This is a genomic window from Enterobacter cloacae complex sp. CDL013 (assembly GCF_049238805.1).
Lineage (GTDB): Bacteria > Pseudomonadota > Gammaproteobacteria > Enterobacterales > Enterobacteriaceae > Enterobacter > Enterobacter hormaechei_C.
Genome location: NZ_JBMKGT010000001.1, coordinates 1 through 15,549, shown reverse-complemented (window position 1 = coordinate 15,549; position 15,549 = coordinate 1). Strand labels below are relative to the sequence as shown.

General features: G+C 52.4%; 12 protein-coding genes, 1 tRNA gene, 2 rRNA genes and 1 pseudogene. 12 read left to right on the top strand and 4 right to left on the bottom strand.

What is annotated here, in order from left to right; translation table 11 throughout:
* The 9 genes and pseudogenes from accC to ACOTXD_RS00040 all read left to right on the top strand — a co-directional run bounded on the left by accC (window position 1) and on the right by ACOTXD_RS00040 (window position 9,086).
* Window positions 1-1,350 carry an acetyl-CoA carboxylase biotin carboxylase subunit gene (gene accC / locus ACOTXD_RS00080; RefSeq protein ID WP_003860388.1) on the top strand — a complete coding sequence of 450 codons (1,350 nt, stop codon included), beginning with the start codon at window positions 1-3 and terminating at the stop codon, window positions 1,348-1,350.
* Window positions 1,351-1,458: 108 nt separating this feature from the next.
* Complete coding sequence (locus ACOTXD_RS00075; RefSeq protein ID WP_003860385.1) at window positions 1,459-1,701, top strand: YhdT family protein; 243 nt, start codon at window positions 1,459-1,461, stop codon at window positions 1,699-1,701.
* Window positions 1,691-3,142, top strand: coding sequence for a sodium/pantothenate symporter (gene panF / locus ACOTXD_RS00070; RefSeq protein WP_023323805.1), 1,452 nt, complete (start codon window positions 1,691-1,693; stop codon window positions 3,140-3,142). The genes ACOTXD_RS00075 and panF overlap by 11 nt, the downstream gene beginning before the upstream one ends.
* An 11-nt stretch (window positions 3,143-3,153) precedes the next feature.
* Entirely contained in the window at window positions 3,154-4,035 is an 882-nt protein-coding gene (gene prmA / locus ACOTXD_RS00065; RefSeq protein ID WP_047054297.1) for a 50S ribosomal protein L11 methyltransferase, read from the top strand.
* A gap of 137 nt (window positions 4,036-4,172) precedes the next feature.
* Complete coding sequence (locus ACOTXD_RS00060; RefSeq protein ID WP_061856718.1) at window positions 4,173-4,913, top strand: carbonic anhydrase; 741 nt, start codon at window positions 4,173-4,175, stop codon at window positions 4,911-4,913.
* Window positions 4,914-5,242: 329 nt separating this feature from the next.
* The gene (gene dusB, locus ACOTXD_RS00055; RefSeq protein ID WP_022651936.1) at window positions 5,243-6,208 is read left to right on the top strand and encodes a tRNA dihydrouridine synthase DusB; all 966 of its coding nucleotides are present in this window, start codon (window positions 5,243-5,245) and stop codon (window positions 6,206-6,208) included.
* 23 nt (window positions 6,209-6,231) lie between these two features.
* The gene (gene fis / locus ACOTXD_RS00050) at window positions 6,232-6,528 is read left to right on the top strand and encodes a DNA-binding transcriptional regulator Fis (RefSeq protein ID WP_000462905.1); all 297 of its coding nucleotides are present in this window, start codon (window positions 6,232-6,234) and stop codon (window positions 6,526-6,528) included.
* 178 nt (window positions 6,529-6,706) lie between these two features.
* Window positions 6,707-6,871, top strand: coding sequence for a DUF2556 family protein (locus ACOTXD_RS00045; RefSeq protein WP_003860373.1), 165 nt, complete (start codon window positions 6,707-6,709; stop codon window positions 6,869-6,871).
* 140 nt (window positions 6,872-7,011) lie between these two features.
* A pseudogene (locus ACOTXD_RS00040) lies at window positions 7,012-9,086 on the top strand (putative bifunctional diguanylate cyclase/phosphodiesterase).
* On the opposite strand, the gene envR reads toward ACOTXD_RS00040, so the two are convergent.
* Window positions 9,081-9,728, bottom strand: coding sequence for an acrEF/envCD operon transcriptional regulator (gene envR / locus ACOTXD_RS00035; RefSeq protein ID WP_023314924.1), 648 nt, complete (start codon window positions 9,726-9,728; stop codon window positions 9,081-9,083). The pseudogene ACOTXD_RS00040 and the gene envR overlap by 6 nt on opposite strands.
* Before the next feature lie 398 nt (window positions 9,729-10,126).
* On the opposite strand from envR, the gene ACOTXD_RS00030 reads away from it, so the two are divergent.
* The 3 genes from ACOTXD_RS00030 to ACOTXD_RS00020 all read left to right on the top strand — a co-directional run bounded on the left by ACOTXD_RS00030 (window position 10,127) and on the right by ACOTXD_RS00020 (window position 14,861).
* Window positions 10,127-11,266 carry an efflux RND transporter periplasmic adaptor subunit gene (locus tag ACOTXD_RS00030; protein WP_061856717.1) on the top strand — a complete coding sequence of 380 codons (1,140 nt, stop codon included), beginning with the start codon at window positions 10,127-10,129 and terminating at the stop codon, window positions 11,264-11,266.
* A gap of 11 nt (window positions 11,267-11,277) precedes the next feature.
* On the top strand, window positions 11,278-14,391 hold the full coding sequence (locus ACOTXD_RS00025; protein ID WP_421766352.1) for an efflux RND transporter permease subunit: 3,114 nt from the start codon (window positions 11,278-11,280) through the stop codon (window positions 14,389-14,391).
* Window positions 14,392-14,639: 248 nt separating this feature from the next.
* The gene (locus ACOTXD_RS00020; protein ID WP_003860364.1) at window positions 14,640-14,861 is read left to right on the top strand and encodes a lipoprotein; all 222 of its coding nucleotides are present in this window, start codon (window positions 14,640-14,642) and stop codon (window positions 14,859-14,861) included.
* A 340-nt stretch (window positions 14,862-15,201) separates the two neighbouring features.
* On the opposite strand, the gene rrf (ACOTXD_RS00015) is transcribed toward ACOTXD_RS00020, so the two are convergent.
* The 3 genes from rrf (ACOTXD_RS00015) to rrf (ACOTXD_RS00005) all read right to left on the bottom strand — a co-directional run.
* Window positions 15,202-15,317, bottom strand: a 5S ribosomal RNA gene (gene rrf, locus ACOTXD_RS00015).
* 43 nt (window positions 15,318-15,360) lie between these two features.
* Window positions 15,361-15,436, bottom strand: a tRNA-Thr gene (locus tag ACOTXD_RS00010).
* A gap of 14 nt (window positions 15,437-15,450) precedes the next feature.
* Window positions 15,451-15,549: ribosomal RNA gene (gene rrf / locus ACOTXD_RS00005) — 5S ribosomal RNA — on the bottom strand; the annotation flags it as partial.

The following is a 15,549-nucleotide window of genomic DNA, read 5'->3' as shown; positions in this document are numbered from 1 at the left end:
ATGCTGGATAAAATTGTTATCGCCAACCGTGGCGAGATTGCACTGCGTATTCTTCGTGCCTGTAAAGAACTGGGCATCAAGACCGTGGCCGTGCACTCAAGCGCGGATCGCGATTTAAAACACGTATTGCTGGCGGATGAGACGGTCTGTATCGGTCCGGCTCCGTCCGTAAAAAGCTATCTGAACATCCCGGCGATCATCAGCGCCGCCGAAATCACTGGCGCGGTCGCGATTCACCCGGGTTATGGTTTCCTCTCTGAGAACGCCAACTTTGCTGAGCAGGTTGAACGCTCTGGCTTTATCTTCATTGGCCCGAAAGCCGATACCATTCGCCTGATGGGTGACAAAGTGTCTGCCATCACCGCGATGAAAAAAGCCGGCGTGCCAACCGTACCGGGCTCTGACGGCCCGCTGACCGACGATATGGATGCTAACCGCGCCCATGCTAAACGCATTGGCTATCCGGTGATCATCAAAGCGTCCGGCGGCGGCGGCGGTCGCGGTATGCGCGTTGTACGCAGCGATGCTGAACTGGCGCAGTCCATCTCCATGACCAAAGCGGAAGCGAAAGCGGCTTTCAGCAATGACATGGTGTACATGGAAAAATACCTGGAAAACCCACGCCACATCGAAATTCAGGTGCTGGCTGACGGTCAGGGTAACGCGATCTATCTGGCAGAACGTGACTGCTCCATGCAGCGTCGTCACCAGAAAGTCGTCGAAGAAGCGCCAGCGCCGGGCATTACGCCGGAACTGCGTCGCTACATCGGTGAGCGTTGCGCCAAAGCGTGTGTCGATATCGGCTATCGCGGGGCGGGTACCTTTGAGTTCCTGTTCGAAAACGGCGAGTTCTACTTCATTGAGATGAACACCCGTATTCAGGTTGAACACCCGGTTACCGAAATGATCACCGGCGTTGACCTGATCAAAGAACAGCTGCGTATCGCAGCCGGTCAGCCGCTGTCCATCAAACAGGAAGAAGTTGTGGTTAAAGGCCATGCGGTAGAGTGCCGTATCAACGCCGAAGACCCGAACACCTTCCTGCCAAGCCCGGGTAAAATCACGCGTTTCCACGCGCCGGGTGGCTTTGGTGTGCGCTGGGAGTCCCATATCTACGCCGGTTACACCGTACCGCCGTACTATGACTCAATGATCGGTAAGCTGATCTGCTACGGCGAAAACCGTGACGTGGCCATTGCCCGCATGAAGAACGCCCTTCAGGAGCTGATCATCGACGGGATCAAAACTAACGTTGATCTCCAGATGCGCATTATGAGCGACGAGCACTTCCAGAATGGTGGGACTAACATCCACTACCTGGAGAAAAAACTCGGTCTGAACGAGAAGTAAGAGATCAGTGTTGCTAAAAGGCCGGATTATCCGGCCTTTTTTATTTCTGGGGATCGCTAAGCCCCATCATGTACAATCCCCGCTTTCTTCATCCACAAGGGACAAAAAATGGACAAACGTTTTGTTCAGGCCCATAAAGAAGCGCGCTGGGCGCTGTGGCTGACCCTTCTCTATCTCGCCGCATGGTTAGTAACTGCTTACTTACCTGATTCGGCGATTGGCATTACCGGCCTCCCGCACTGGTTTGAAATGGCCTGCCTGCTGCTGCCGCTGGTGTTTATCCTGCTGTGCTGGGCGATGGTGAAATTCATCTATCGCGATATTTCACTGGAGGACGATGATGCAGCTTGAAGTCATTCTGCCCCTTATCGCTTACCTGTTCCTGGTGTTTGGCCTGTCGGTTTATGCGATGCGTAAACGTTCGACCGGCACCTTTCTGAACGAGTATTTCCTCGGGAGCCGCTCAATGGGTGGCGTCGTGCTGGCCATGACGCTGACCGCTACTTACATCAGCGCCAGCTCGTTTATCGGTGGCCCGGGCGCCGCTTATAAGTACGGGCTGGGCTGGGTACTGCTGGCCATGATCCAGCTGCCTGCCATTTGGCTCTCTCTGGGCATACTGGGTAAAAAGTTTGCCATTCTGGCCCGTCGCTACAATGCCGTAACGCTGAACGATATGCTGTTTGCTCGCTATCAGAGTCGCTTGCTGGTATGGCTGGCAAGCCTGAGTCTGCTGGTGGCGTTTATTGGCGCAATGACGGTGCAGTTTATCGGCGGCGCACGTCTGCTGGAGACGGCAGCCGGTATCCCCTATGAGACGGGCCTGGTCATTTTCGGTGTGAGTATCGCGCTGTATACCGCGTTTGGCGGGTTCCGCGCCAGCGTACTCAACGACACGATGCAGGGGATGGTGATGCTCATTGGCACCCTCGTTCTGCTGGTGGGTATCGTGCATGCCGCAGGGGGCCTGAGCCATGCGGTTGAAACCCTGGAAGCGATCGATCCGAAACTGGTCTCGCCGCAGGGGGCGGATGATATCCTCTCTCCAACCTTTATGACCTCGTTCTGGGTGCTGGTGTGCTTTGGCGTGATTGGCCTGCCGCATACTGCCGTGCGCTGCATCTCATATAAAGACAGCAAAGCGGTGCACCGCGGGATCATTATCGGGACAATTGTGGTGGCGATCCTGATGTTTGGTATGCACCTGGCGGGCGCGCTGGGCCGCGCGGTGATCCCTGACCTTACCGTACCGGATCTGGTCATTCCGACCCTGATGGTGAAAGTGCTTCCGCCGTTTGCCGCCGGGATTTTCCTCGCCGCACCCATGGCGGCCATTATGTCGACCATCAACGCTCAGTTGCTGCAAAGTTCCGCTACGATCATTAAAGATCTCTATCTGAATTTGCGCCCTGAACAGGTCGAAAATGAGCGACGCCTCAAGCGTATGTCGGCGGTGATTACCCTGGTGCTGGGGGCGTTACTGTTGCTGGCCGCGTGGCGTCCACCGGAGATGATCATCTGGCTAAACCTGCTCGCCTTTGGCGGGCTGGAGGCCGTTTTCCTGTGGCCGCTGGTGCTGGGGCTGTACTGGGAACGCGCGAATGCCGCGGGTGCATTAAGCGGCATGATTGTCGGGGGCGTCCTGTATGCCGTTCTCGCCACGTTTAAAATTCAGTATCTGGGCTTCCATCCGATCGTGCCTTCGTTACTGTTAAGTTTACTGGCGTTTGTGGTGGGAAACCGTTTTGGTCGACCGGTGCCACAAACTGCCCTGATTTCTACTGACAAATAAAGAGTTTTGCCATGCCGTGGATCCAATTAAAACTGAACACAACCGGCGCGAACGCCGAAGAACTGAGTGATGCGCTGATGGAGGCCGGTTCGGTCTCTATCACCTTCCAGGACACGCATGACACGCCGGTCTTTGAGCCGCTGCCAGGCGAAACGCGCCTGTGGGGTGATACGGACGTTATCGGCCTGTTCGATGCAGAAACCGATATGAAAGAGGTCGTGGCGATTCTGGAAAACCATCCGCTGCTGGGCGCGGGTTTCACGCATAAAATTGAACAGCTGGAAGACAAAGACTGGGAACGCGAGTGGATGGACAACTTCCATCCGATGCAGTTTGGTCAGCGTCTGTGGATCTGCCCAAGCTGGCGTGAAGTGCCCGATGAAAACGCCGTCAACGTGATGCTGGATCCGGGTCTGGCGTTCGGCACCGGTACCCACCCGACAACCTCCCTGTGCCTGCAATGGCTGGATGGCCTGGATCTGGAAGGCAAAACCGTGATCGACTTCGGTTGCGGATCCGGGATCCTTGCTATCGCAGCACTAAAACTGGGCGCGGCAAAAGCCATCGGGATCGACATCGATCCGCAGGCGATTCAGGCCAGCCGTGATAACGCCGAGCGTAATGGCGTTTCCGATCGCCTTGAACTGTATCTGCCCGATGCACAGCCAGAGGCGATGAAAGCCGATGTGGTGGTCGCGAATATCCTGGCTGGCCCATTACGCGAGCTGGCGCCGTTAATCAGCGTGCTGCCGGTTGAAGGCGGTCTGCTGGGCCTGTCCGGTATCCTTGCCAGCCAGGCAGACAGCGTCTGTGAAGCCTACGCCGATCTCTTTGCGCTCGACCCGGTGGTCGAGAAAGAAGAGTGGTGTCGCATCACCGGTCGTAAAAAATAAGCGTTTGGCGTGGTCGTCTGACCACGCCTTTTCCCTTCGGTTTTTTCTCCCGCCTTCTTCCTTTCTTCGATAAAATAACCCCACAAATCACAATGTTAATTATTGATTTGGATAATAAAATTCACAGGAAGAATATGATGAAACACATTTCAGGCAAGGCAGCGCTGCTGGCGCTGAGCATGATTTCGGCTACGGCTTACGCATCACACTGGAGCTATCAAGGAGAAGGCGCACCGGAACACTGGGGCGAACTGGACGAGGCGTACAAGACGTGTAAAAGCGGAATGTATCAGTCGCCGGTCAACATAGATAACACGGTCAAAGCCCACATCTCTCCGCTGGAAACGCACTATATCGACGGCCCGGTCATTCTGACAAATAACGGCCATACTATCCAGGCGAGTGAAAATGCCGATACACGCGACAGCATCACGCTTGATAAACAGCGCTGGACGTTACAGCAGTTACATTTCCATGCACCATCCGAAAACACGGTGCACGGTAAAAAATACGCAATGGAAATGCATCTGGTCCATAAAAACGCTGACGGCGAACTGACGGTCGTTGCCGTTATGTTCGATCAGGGCGCTGCAAACACTGAACTGGATAAACTCTGGGGCGTGATGCCGGGACAGGTTGACCAGAACGTCACGATTAAGCCAACCCTTGATATGAATAAATTACTGCCCGCGGATAAAACTTACTGGCGTTTTAGCGGCTCTCTGACCACCCCACCGTGTTCAGAAGGGGTAACGTGGCTGGTCCTCAAGCATCCGCTGACCGTCTCTGCTGAACAGCTGCAAAAATTTACTCACACTCTGCACCACGAAAACAGCCGCCCGGTTCAGCCGCTTCATGGCCGTCTGGTTGTTGAATAAGTCGATTTTTTACGTTGATATCCTGTGCTGAAATGCGACGCAGATCGCAAAGAAGCGCCATAATCTGCTGCTTATAGCAGCAGATTATCCCGAACAATTGATCCATTTATTCAGAAATGATGAGAAGTTACGGGAAATTGTAAGCGCCCACAAAATGTTCATTTATTCATAACACAATGATTTAAATAGCGAATAATCTTATCCCAAAAGAATGACTGGCGATTCCTTGATCTACAACAGAGGATTGTTCAAAGTTTGGCCTTTCATCTCGTGCAAAAAATGCGTAATATACGCCGCCTTGCAGTCACAGTATGGTCATTTCTTAACTCATGCGCATCGGACACCACCAGCTCAGAAATCGCCTGATCGCAGCCCCAATGGCAGGTATTACCGACCGGCCGTTCAGGACGCTGTGCTACGAGATGGGAGCAGGATTAACCGTTTCCGAGATGATGTCGTCTAACCCGCAGGTTTGGGAAAGCGACAAGTCCCGCCTTCGGATGGTGCACGTGGATGAACCAGGTATCCGCACCGTGCAAATTGCCGGAAGCGTGCCTGAAGAAATGGCAGATGCCGCGCGTATTAACGTGGAAAGTGGCGCCCAGATTATTGATATCAATATGGGTTGCCCGGCCAAAAAGGTGAATCGCAAGCTTGCAGGTTCAGCCCTTCTGCAATACCCCGACCAGGTGAAGTCAATCCTGACGGCGGTTGTCAGCGCAGTGGACGTTCCTGTTACGTTGAAGATTCGCACGGGTTGGTCGCCGGAACACCGTAACTGCGTAGAGATTGCCCAACTGGCCGAAGACTGTGGCATTCAGGCCCTGACCATTCATGGACGCACTCGCGCCTGTTTGTTCAACGGTGAAGCTGAATACGACAGCATTCGGGCAGTTAAGCAGAAAGTTTCCATTCCGGTTATCGCGAATGGCGACATTACTGACCCGCTTAAAGCCAGAGCTGTGCTCGACTATACGGGAGCTGATGCTCTGATGATAGGACGTGCCGCTCAGGGAAGACCCTGGATCTTTCGGGAAATCCAGCATTATCTGGACACTGGGGAGCTGCTTGCCCCGCTGCCTCTGGCAGAGGTCAAGCGCTTGCTTTGTTCGCATGTTCGGGAATTGCATGACCACTATGGCCAGGCAAAAGGGTACCGAATTGCGCGTAAACACGTCTCCTGGTATCTCCAGGAGCACGCTCCAAATGACCAGTTTCGGCGCACATTCAACGCCATTGAGGATGCCAGCGAACAGCTGGAGGCGTTGGAGGCATACTTCGAAAATCTTGCGTAATGAAATAAAGAGCTGACAGAACTATGTTCGAACAACGCGTAAATTCTGACGTACTGACCGTTTCTACCGTTAACTCTCAGGATCAGGTGACTCAAAAGCCCCTGCGTGACTCGGTTAAACAGGCACTGAAGAACTATTTTGCTCAACTGAACGGTCAGGATGTTAATGACCTGTATGAGCTGGTACTGGCTGAAGTTGAACAGCCACTGTTGGACATGGTGATGCAATACACCCGTGGTAATCAAACCCGCGCTGCCCTGATGATGGGCATCAACCGTGGTACCCTGCGTAAGAAACTGAAAAAATACGGCATGAACTGATACTAATCAGTTAAGTGCTTGTTTAAAAAGGCGCTCTTCGGCATGGGGAAGCGCCTTTTTTATCGTTCGGGCGAGCAACCGTCAACGCTTTGTAAACCTTCCCTTTCCCCACTTTTCAACGCCCGCTTTTCGTGTATATTTCCACCAACTTACAGGCTCTCTTTTCGCGGAATGACACATGATTCGTAAATACTGGTGGCTGGTCGTTTTTGCTGTCTCTGTTTTCATTTTCGATGCGCTGCTGATGCAGTGGATTGAACTGATGAGCACTGAAACCGATAAATGTCGCAATATGAATTCCGTGAACCCGCTTAAACTGGTCAACTGCTCAGAGCTGGACTAACCGCTTCCATCCTGTATAAAACCCTGTTAACACCCAATAAAAACAGGGACTTAAATCACTTTTCGTCATTTCCTGACGATGATAATGTCTGTCCCCTTTCCAACCGCTCTTGCTTAACGTCTCACACGAGTGAACAGACCATGCTGGTTAGCCAATACAACCAAATCCTCGTAGTCATCTCCTTTGTTGTTGCCATTCTTGCCGCCTATACCGCACTGAATATGGCTGCGCGCGTTGCCGGAAGCCAGGGCGTCGCTGCACGCGTCTGGCTGGCAGGTGGCGGTGTTTCGATGGGGATTGGCGTGTGGGCGATGCATTTCATCGGTATGCTGGCGATGGATCTTTCCATGAGCATGAGTTACAACGCGGCCCTGACCGTGCTTTCGATGGTTATCGCCATTAGCTCGTCAATGTTTGCCCTGTGGCTCGTTAGCGGCGAGCAGCTACGTTTGCGCCGGCTGCTGCCTGGCGCCGTCGTGATGGGAACGGGCATTGTTGCCATGCACTACACCGGTATGGCTGCCCTGGAGGTCACACCGGGTATTGTCTGGGATAAAACGTGGGTGGCTATCTCTGTGGTCATAGCCCTTGCCGCTTCACTGGCCGCTCTTTGGCTGACGTTCCGTTTACGTCAGGAAGCCGCACGAATGGCGTTGATGCGGCTGGGGGCGGCGATCACCATGGGCATCGCTATCGCTGGCATGCATTACGCTGGCATGGAAGCAGCACAATTTCCGATGTCGACGATGGTCCACCATCATGGCATTAACGGGAGCTGGCTGGCGATATTGGTTAGCGTGGTCGCGCTCGCTATTCTGGGGATTACGCTGCTGGTGTCGATGTTTGATGCCCGCCTTCAGGCTCGTACCTCGCTGCTGGCCTCATCACTGGCAGAAGCTAATCGTGACTGGCGTTGCATGATACGCTGACGCGATTACCCAATCGTATTCTGCTTGAGGATCGCCTCGATCAGGCCATCAGCAAGGCCGATCGCGAAGGAAGCCCTTTCGCGCTGATGTTTATGGATCTCGACGGCTTTAAAACCGTCAACGATGCCTATGGTCATGATGTCGGTGACAAGCTTCTGGTAGCGGTGACTCAGCGTTTGCTGTTGCAGTTGAAAGGTCAGTACACGCTGGCGCGTATCGGTGGGGATGAATTCGTGCTGCTGGCCGAAACCGCCACCCCGGATGATGCTGCCTCACTGGCAAATTCACTGGTGCGCGTCATTGATAGCCCGTTCCATCTCGATCCTTACGAACTGATGGTCACCCTGAGCATTGGCATTGCGCTCTATCCACACGATGGCAAAACCGATCGTGAACTAATGTTTAACGCTGATGCTGCGATGTACCACACGAAACATATGGGTCGCAACGGCTATCACTTCTTCCAGCCGTCAATGAATACGCTGGCGCAGACGCATCTACAGCTGATGAATAATCTGTGGCAGGCCATCGACCGTGATGAGTTACGCCTGCTTTATCAACCTAAATTCCACGCCCCTGCCGGGCCGGTCATCGGGTTCGAAGCGCTGTTACGCTGGCAGCATCCCAAACAGGGATTACTCTCCCCCGACCTGTTTCTACCGCTGGCAGAGAAAACAGGGCTGATTATTCCGATTGGAAACTGGGTAATCGACGAGGCCTGCCGCCAGCTGCGTGAATGGCATCTTCAGGGCCATACGGACTGGTCAATGGCGGTGAATCTTTCTACGTTGCAGTTCGAACAGCCGTCGCTGGTTAAAACGGTTCTCGATTGTCTGACGCGCCATAGCGTGCCGCCCGGCATGTTGATTCTGGAGGTGACTGAAACCACGGCAATGAGCAATCCGGACGAAAGCGTACGCGTCCTGACAGCGCTGACGGATGCGGGAGTAAAAGCCTCAATAGACGATTTTGGTACAGGTTACTCAAGCCTTCTCTATCTTAAGAGGCTTCCCGCCTGCGAGTTGAAAATCGATCGCGCTTTTGTGAAAGAGTTAAGTGGAGAGAGCGAAGATGCGACAATTGTCTCGGCGATTGTCGCCCTGGCAAAAACGCTGAATCTGAAGGTCGTGGCGGAAGGGGTCGAAACCGCAGCGCAGCAGACCTTCCTGACAGAACTGGGATGCAATACGCTACAGGGTTATCTGCTGGGCAAACCAATTACCGCGCAAGCTATTATGGAACAGTGCCAGCACGGGGAGATGTCGCCACCCCGGGCGCAGTCATAAGGCTGTATCGTAAACCACTGGCGCCACTCGGGTGATATTTAGTGTCGCCAGAATATTATCCACCAGCGCCGGCGCTTGTTTGTACAGATTAAAACTGGTGTTATCCATTAACCAGTTTTTAATGACTCCGCTAAAAAACGCATGGAAAACAATCAGCGCCAGTTCAATATTAGTTTGCGAAGAGATAATGTTATGAGCAATGCATCGCTTAAGCGTCTTGCGAAGATAATCATCGTTTAAACCGATCCGCTTGCGTATTTCACATTCTGAAATCACATCGTCATGAAATTCACACTTATGATACAGAATTTGTAAAAGCGCATACTGTCGGGGTTCGCTCGCAATATATTGCAGCGCAACAATAAATTGTTCACGAAGCATTAACAAAGGGTCGTCATTTTCGGAAAGCATTAGCCTGTCACGAATGATTTCACGCAGCGGCAATTGCTGTTCCCATATTGCGTTAAATATTTCCGCTTTACTCGAGAAATGCCAGTAAACCGCCCCGCGAGTGAGTTGAGCTGCATCGGCAATGTCGGTAAGCGTGGTGCTGGCCACGCCACGCGTCGCGAATAGCCTGATAGCGGCTTCAATCAGCTGCTGGCGGGTCTTTTGAGCCTCTTCTTTCTTTTTGCGCGCCATTACCTGCTACTCGTTACTTACAAGATTGATTCGTTATCAAAGGATATTGCCGTGGTCGTGTCAGACAAAGTATTAACCAAAATCCGTGTTAGTTTTGCACAAAAAAAGTCAATTCGTTTAATTTATAAACCTCGTGAATAAATTGAATATATTAAATACATAAAACATATGTATAGCTTTCACCAAAAAGCATTTCGTTGATTATCCTGACAGAAATAGAGTGTCGAATGCACTGGGTCAGATTCCGATTTTTACTTTTTAAAAGCTCCATCAGCACTTATAAATTAAAAAACATTAAATACCCTCATTATTATACGCAGCTACATTTCTTTTTTTGCCTCACACCCTTTCACCGATTCATGACAAATATCGGTTCAGGGGTAGTTTAAGGAACAGTAATGACGAATCACTTCAGATGCTTACCCTTATCCGGTTTCATTGTCTGTGCCGCGCTGCTTACCGGGTGCGATGGGCAAGAAAACCCACAGCAGCATGCGCAAGCTCCTCAGGTCAGTGTTCATATTGTTAAAAGCGCGCCACTGGCCGTAAAGACAGAATTGCCTGGCAGAACTGACGCGTATCGTGTTGCGGAGGTTCGTCCCCAGGTAAGTGGTATCATTCTGCACCGTAATTTTACCGAAGGCAGCGACGTCAAAGCGGGTGAATCCCTTTATCAGATCGATCCGGCCACGTATCAGGCAGCCTACGACAATGCGAAAGGTGAACTGGTAAAAGCACAGGCGGCGGCCAATATCGCTCATCTGACGGTGAAACGTTACGTTCCGCTGGTCGGTACGCAATATGTGAGCAAGCAGGAGTACGATCAGGCGGTGGCAACCGCCCAGCAGGCGGATGCGAGCGTCGTTGCCGCGAAGGCTGGCGTTGAAAGCGCGCGGATCAACCTGGCTTATACCAAAGTCACATCCCCAATCAACGGGCGTATAGGTAAATCCAGCGTCACCGAAGGGGCGTTAGTCACTAATGGTCAGGCAACTGCACTGGCGACGGTTCAGCAACTCGATCCCATTTATGTCGATGTGACGCAATCCAGCAGCGATTTTATGCGCCTGAAGCAGCAGACGAGCCTGCAAAAAGGAGACACCAGCAGCGTCGAGTTGCTGATGGAAAATGGCCAGCCTTATCCGCTGAAAGGGACTCTCCAGTTCTCTGATGTCACGGTAGATGAAAGTACCGGCTCAATCACCCTTCGCGCCCTCTTCCCTAACCCTCAGCACATGCTGTTACCGGGTATGTTTGTCCGTGCACGCATTGACGAAGGTACACAACCTGATGCCATTCTTGTTCCCCAGCAGGGGGTAACCCGTACACCGCGCGGGGATGCCACTGTGCTTGTGGTAAACGATAAAAACCAGGTGGAATCGCGCACTGTCGTTGCACCGCAGGCGATTGGCGATCGCTGGCTGATCACGGAAGGCCTGAAAAACGGCGACCGCGTCATTATCAGCGGCCTGCAAAAAGTTCGCCCTGGCGTTACCGTCGTGGCTATTCCTGATACCGCCGCGACTCCAGCCAGTTAAGGAATAACGACATGGCTAATTTCTTTATTCAACGGCCTGTTTTCGCCTGGGTACTCGCCATCATTCTGATGATTGCAGGCGGGCTGGCCATTTTAAAACTGCCGGTGGCGCAATATCCGACCATTGCGCCGCCAGCGGTGGCGGTGACAGCAACCTACCCTGGCGCTGATGCCCAGACGGTACAGGACACCGTAACTCAGGTTATCGAACAGAACATGAACGGTATCGATAATTTGATGTACATGTCGTCCACCAGTGATTCCGCCGGTAACGTCACCATTACGCTGACGTTCGAGTCGGGTACGGATCCTGATATCGCGCAGGTGCAGGTTCAGAACAAACTCCAGCTCGCCATGCCGCTGCTGCCGCAAGAAGTGCAGCAGCAGGGGATTGGCGTGGAGAAATCCAGCAGCAGCTTCCTGCTGGTTGCAGGCTTTGTGTCGGACAATAAAAATCTCACGCAGGATGATATCTCCGACTATGTCGCTTCTAACGTAAAAGATGCGATCAGCCGTACTTCCGGCGTCGGTGACGTGCAACTGTTCGGTGCCCAGTATGCAATGCGCATCTGGCTGGACAGCAACGCGATGAACAAATATCAGCTCACGCCGCTGGATATCATTAACCAGCTGAAAACACAGAACGACCAGATTGCTGCGGGCCAGTTGGGAGGAACGCCGTCCGTACCAGGGCAGCAACTGAACGCCTCAATTATTGCTCAAACACGCTTGAAATCGCCGGAGGAGTTTGGTCGTGTGACGCTGAAGGTGAACCAGGGCGGTTCAATGGTCCACCTGAAAGATGTGGCACGCATTGAGCTGGGTGGCGAAAACTACAACATGGTCACCAAAATCAATGGCCAAGCAGCAACGGGGCTGGGGATCAAGCTGGCGACTGGCGCAAACGCGCTGGATACCGCTGCCGCCATCAAGAGTAAACTGGCGCAGTTGCAGCCCTTCTTCCCTCAGGGTCTGAAAGTCGTGTATCCGTACGACACCACACCTTTCGTGAAGATCTCCATCCATGAAGTGGTGAAGACGCTGTTTGAAGCGATTGTTCTCGTGTTCCTGGTGATGTACCTGTTCCTGCAAAACCTGCGGGCAACGCTTATTCCCACTATCGCCGTTCCCGTGGTGTTACTGGGCACCTTTGCGGTACTGGCTGCGTTCGGGTTCTCCATTAACACCCTGACGATGTTCGGGATGGTATTGGCGATAGGTCTTCTCGTCGATGACGCCATCGTGGTAGTCGAGAACGTAGAACGCGTCATGGTTGAGGACAAGCTGCCGCCAAAAGAGGCGACGCAGAAGTCAATGGAGCAAATCCAGGGCGCTCTGGTGGGCATTGCCATGGTGCTTTCGGCGGTATTTATTCCGATGGCATTCTTTGGTGGTTCAACCGGGGCTATCTATCGCCAGTTCTCGCTGACCATTGTCTCCGCGATGGCCTTGTCGGTACTGGTGGCGTTGATATTAACGCCTGCTCTTTGTGCAACGCTGCTCAAACCGGTTTCCAGCGAACATCATGAAAAGAAAGGTGGTTTCTTCGGCTGGTTTAACGCGCTCTTTGATAAGAGTGTGGAGCACTACAGCAACAGCGTGAGCGGCATTTTACGTAAGACCGGCCGCTATCTGCTGGTTTACGTCATCATCGTCGGCGGCATGGCAGTTATGTTCCTGCGCCTGCCTTCCTCCTTCCTGCCGGAAGAGGATCAGGGTGTGTTTATGACGATGGTTCAGTTGCCGGCAGGGGCGACGCAGATGCGTACCCAGCAGGTACTCGATCAGGTTCAGGATTATTACCTGACGAAAGAGAAAGCGAACGTTGAATCGGTCTTTACCGTAAACGGGTTTAGTTTTAGCGGACAGGGTCAGAACTCCGGTATCGCTTTCGTCAGCCTGAAGCCATGGGAAGAGCGTCCGGGCAAGGAAAACGGCGTTGAGGCGATTGTCAGCCGCGCGACGAAAGCGTTCAGCCAGATCAAAGACGGCCTTGTATTTCCGTTTAACCTGCCTGCCATTATTGAACTGGGTACCGCAACAGGCTTTGACTTTGAACTGATAGACCAGGCAAACCTGGGACATACGCAGTTAACGCAGGCGCGTAACCAGCTGCTGGGCATGGTGAGAGAACATCCTGACTTACTGGTCCGCGTGCGTCCTAACGGACTGGAAGATACGCCACAGTTCAAGCTGGACGTCGATCAGGAGAAGGCACAGGCGCTGGGTGTGAGCGTGTCTGACGTCAATCAGACTATTTCAACAGCCCTGGGTGGCACCTATGTGAACGACTTTATCGATCACGGACGGGTGAAAAAAGTTTATGTCCAGGCTGATGCTCGCTTCCGTATGCTACCCGGAGACATTAACGGCCTGTATGTGCGTAGCGCTAACGGCGAAATGGTGCCTTTCTCTGCCTTTAGCAGCTCTCACTGGGTGTACGGTTCACCGCGTCTGGAACGTTACAATGGGATGCCATCAATGGAGATCCTCGGTGAGTCTGCACCAGGCAAAAGTACCGGTGAGGCAATGGCGCTGATGGAAAACCTTGCGTCAAAACTGCCGTCCGGCATCGGCTACGACTGGACGGGGATGTCTTATCAGGAACGACTTTCCGGGAATCAGGCTCCGGCGCTGTACGCCATTTCACTTATTGTGGTGTTCCTGTGTCTGGCGGCTCTCTATGAAAGCTGGTCAATTCCATTCTCGGTCATGCTGGTTGTGCCTCTGGGGGTGATCGGTGCGCTTCTGGCTGCATCAATGCGAGGGCTGAACAATGACGTTTACTTCCAGGTTGGTCTGCTTACAACAATTGGTTTATCAGCCAAGAACGCCATACTGATCGTTGAGTTCGCCAAAGATCTCATGGATAAAGAAGGCAAAGGGATTATCGAAGCCACGCTTGAAGCCTCGCGTATGCGTCTGCGTCCTATCCTGATGACTTCCCTGGCATTCATCCTTGGTGTTATGCCTCTGGTCATCAGCAGCGGTGCAGGTAGTGGTGCACAAAATGCGGTCGGGACGGGCGTGATGGGCGGGATGCTCTCAGCCACCCTGTTGGCCATATTCTTTGTTCCTGTTTTCTTTGTGGTTGTCCGGAGACGATTTACAAAGCACAAGGATTAATGAAAATCATAAAGGCACCTCAGGTGCCTTTTTTATTTCCTGAAAACAATGTAAAAACACATCCCCTCTTCACATTTCCTCCATTAATAATTACTGCCCGCGCTTTTTTCTTCATAATTTTTACAATCCACACAAATTGAGATTATTCCACGTGCTGCATGGTATTAGTGCGGTGGTAAAATAATCATCGATTCGTTAATTGCCGCATCGGCTCTTTAGCGAATAGGCGATCATATTGAGGTAACATCATGAAAAGATTCCTTTCCGTTGCACTTCTCGCTGCGCTGCTTGCTGGTTGCGCGCACGATTCCCCATGTGTACCGGTATACGACGATCAGGGGCGACTGGTTCACACCAATACCTGTATGAAGGGCACTACCCAGGATAACTGGGAAACAGCAGGTGCGATTGCTGGTGGCGCCGCGGCAATCGCTGGCCTGACACTCGGTATTGTCGCCCTCACTAAATAAGGCTTCTAAAAGCGCGGCGATGGCCGCGCTTTTATTTTTGCCTGATATAAGAAACGTATATTCCCCATCGCAAATAACATCAGATATTAATTAAATTCAATACGCTACCTTACTCCTCGCTATATCCCTTACCTGTACAGCATTTGGCATAACATTTAATTCATTTAACACTACTGCGAGCCAGCAGAATGCATTTCACAACTACAGTTTCAGTACGGTAAAGCGCTACGTCCGTAGGGTATTAACGGCACCAGTGAGAACATCGAATGAGGGAATTGGTTTAGCTAGAGATATAACGCAAAAAGGCTATCCTTTCGGATGGCCTTTCTACTTGTTTGATGTCTGGCAGTTCCCTACTCTCACATGGGGAGACCCCACACTACCATCGGCGCTACGGCGTTTCACTTCTGAGTTCGGCATGGGGTCAGGTGGGACCACCGCGCTAAAGCCGCCAGACAAATTCTTTTACTTCTTGCCGAACTTTAACCTAAGTATAAAGTGGTGCTGATACCCAGAGTCGAACTGGGGACCTCACCCTTACCAAGGGTGCGCTCTACCAACTGAGCCATATCAGCACGCTAAATTTGATGCCTGGCAGTTCCCTACTCTCACATGGGGAGACCCCACACTACCATCGGCGCTACGGCGTTTCACTTCTGAGTTCGGCATGGGGTCAGGTGGGACCACC